The following is a 2972-nucleotide window of genomic DNA, read 5'->3' as shown; positions in this document are numbered from 1 at the left end:
GCGAACAGACAACCACGTCCTGCTCTCAATGGACGCCGACCTCACGCGCTCCCTGGCGGGCAACCGTCCCTGGATGCTGATGGAACACTCCACTGGGGCCGTGAATTGGCAAGGCCGCAACATCGCCAAACGCCCCGGCGAACTGGCCCGCAACAGCCTGTCCCACGTGGCCCGCGGTGCCGACGCCGTAATGTTCTTCCAGTTCCGCGCTTCCCGCTACGGCGCGGAAAAGTTCCACTCCGCAATGCTCCCGCACGCCGGCACCGGCACCCGTATCTGGCGCGAAGTCCTGGACCTCGGCGACGACCTGGGGAAGCTCTTCCCCGTCAAGGGCTCCACTGTGTCATCACGCGTGGCCATCCTCTGGGACGTGGAATCGTTCTGGGCGCAGGACCTGGAATGGCGGCCCACCAGCGATCTGGACCACCGCGAACGCATCGAATCCTTTTATTCCGTCCTGTGGAACCACGGCATCAGCGTGGACTTCGCCCATCCCGAAGCGGACCTTTCCGGGTATGATCTGGTTTTGGCCCCGGCGCTCTACCTAGTGGGTGACAAAGCGTCCGCAAACCTGAGCCACTACGTCCACGACGGCGGCCACCTGTTGGTGTCCTACTTCTCCGGCATAGTGGACACCAACGACACTGTCCCGGCAGGCGCCTCCCCCGGTGGCCTCCGTGACGTCCTTGGCCTGGAGATCCACGAATTCCTGCCCCTGCGCGAGGAAGAAATCGTCACCCTCGGCAACGGCGCCACCGGCACCGTCTGGTCCGAGGAGATCCACCCCGGCACCGCCACGGTCCTCAGCCGTTACACCAGCGGACCCGCGGCATCCGGACCCGCCATCACCCGCAACGATTTCGGCAGCGGCACCGCTTGGTACGTTTCCACCAAGCTCGACGGCGGACACCTCGCCGACGTCGTTCTGGACGCCGTGCGGAATGCCGGAATCGATACCGGAGTCCAGCCCCCCGCCGGGCTGGAAGTGGCTTCACGAACCTCCGAGGACGGTACGTTCACCTTCCTCATCAACCACACAGATGCGGACGCCGAATACCCGGCGACCGGGCTCAATCTGCTCTCCGGCGAAGCCGTCGGCGGAACCGCGCATGTTCCCGCCGGCACCATCTGCGTCATCCATGCTCCAGCGGAACACCCCTGACCCGCTGAACCCAGGCCACCGGCCCGGACCGACCACGGTCCGGGCCGGTATTCCAATCGCCAGCTCCCGGCTTTATCCGAAAGGTGCCCCATGAACACTGCCGCCGACACCTCAGTGGAAGTCCGGGTGGAAACCGCCACCCAACTTGAGGACCAGCTCAACGCCGCCATCCAGCACCTGCAGCCGCAGGCCACCCGCAGCGGGCACGGCATCTTGGTGACCCGGCTCAACCCCGGGCACTTCACCATCTCCGTCAGCGACGAGGTTCCTTTCGGCCTAACCCGCGAGCGCAGCCACTAACCCGCAAACAGTTCCACTTCCAGGTAAGACCCCGGCAGCACCCGTCAAGGAGGACGAACCATGAACCACCCCGCCCCGAGTACCCCCGGAACACTGAAACAGCAACGACGGCTGCTACCCGCCGTCCTACTCGCTTTAGCCCTGGCAGGCGCAAGCCTGCTTGCCCCGGGCGCAGCAACAGCTGCCGAAACCATCACCAATGCAGGTTTCGAGGCAGGCTTGAACGGATGGACTGTTAACGGACACAGAGATGCGGCCAAAGTGGAGTCCGGTGGGTTTGAATCCAACAGCCGCCTGACGCACTGGCTTCCAGGCAATGGGACGGTCACAACGTCACAGACCCTTAGCGGTCTTGCGAAAGGCTGGTGGACGTTCCGGGCAATCATCAAATCCGGAGGCCCCGTGGAATCGTCCCGGTTGACCCTCGCCGGTTGCGGGGCGCACGGGACAACAATCCTGCCCTCTACCGAAACGGACGACCAATGGTTGTCGATGGCCGTGAGCGCCAACGTCACCAGCGGCAAGTGCACGCTCAAGCTGACCACCAGCGGCGCAGGTGCCTGGGCGAGCATGGACAACATCACCTTCACCCCGGGCAAGGTCGATCGTAAGGTCCGCGGAGCAGACCTCAGCAGCATTCCCAAGAACGAAGCGAACGGCGCTGTTTACGCTGACGCGGATGGCAATTCCGTGGATCCGGTCGAGGCGTTCGCAGAGGCAGGAACCAACCTTGTCCGGTTGAAAGTGTGGGTCAACCCGGCGGACGGCTTCAACATGAAGGAACAGGTCGCCGCCATGGCCCGGCGCGCCGACGCCCAGGGCATGCGTGTCCTGATCGACTTCCACTACTCGGACCGGTGGACTGATCCCGGTGCCCAGGGAGTCCCGGCCGGGTGGCAGGGACTCTCTCCGGCAGGGCTCGCGGACGCGGTGTACAACCACACCCGTGATGTCATGGCTGCCGTTGGAGCTGCTGGTGTCACCCCGTACGCCGCCCAGATCGGCAACGAAATCAACCCGGGCATGCTGTGGCCCCACGGCCAGTCCTACGACGTTGATCCCAAGGATTCCGTGACAGGCGCCCAGTGGGACAACCTGGCATCCTTCCTGAAGGCAGGGGCGCGCGCGGTCAGCGACGTCAGCCCCGGCACCAAGAAGATCCTTCACCTGACCAACCTTAACAACGGGATTGACGGGATCAACTGGTGGTACGACCAAGCCACCGCCCGCTCCGTGCCGTTCGACATCATCGGATTGTCCTACTACGGCTACTGGCACGGCACACTCGCTACCCTGCAGAGCTCCGTGACCTCGCTGTCAGCCCGGTACAACAAGGACGTGATCGTGGTGGAAACCTCGTACCCGTTCACCCTCGCGGACAACCTGAATGCCCCTTGGGAGAACGTCATCGCCACTCCGGGCCAGCTGGTCAAGGGTTACCCGGCCACGCCGTCCGGGCAGGCCGCGAACTTCCGCGCAGTCCAGGATGTGGTGGCCTCCGCCCCGGGCG

Annotated in this window: 3 protein-coding genes; all 3 read left to right on the top strand. The window is 64.5% G+C overall.

What is annotated here, in order from left to right; genetic code table 11:
- A partial coding sequence (locus HP499_RS22830) for a beta-galactosidase trimerization domain-containing protein (protein ID WP_172326352.1) occupies positions 1–1162 on the top strand: 1162 nt, incomplete at its 5' end.
- Between the two features lie 90 nt (positions 1163–1252).
- On the top strand, positions 1253–1462 hold the full coding sequence (locus tag HP499_RS22825; protein ID WP_172326351.1) for a hypothetical protein: 210 nt from the start codon (positions 1253–1255) through the stop codon (positions 1460–1462).
- A gap of 60 nt (positions 1463–1522) precedes the next feature.
- On the top strand, positions 1523–2972 hold a 1450-nt coding region (locus tag HP499_RS22820), incomplete at its 3' end, for a glycosyl hydrolase 53 family protein (protein ID WP_172326350.1).

This window comes from Paenarthrobacter sp. CM16 (genome assembly GCF_013179505.1).
GTDB lineage: Bacteria > Actinomycetota > Actinomycetes > Actinomycetales > Micrococcaceae > Arthrobacter.
Note: the sequence above shows the minus strand (reverse complement) of the source record. Positions and strands in the feature narration are given on the sequence as shown.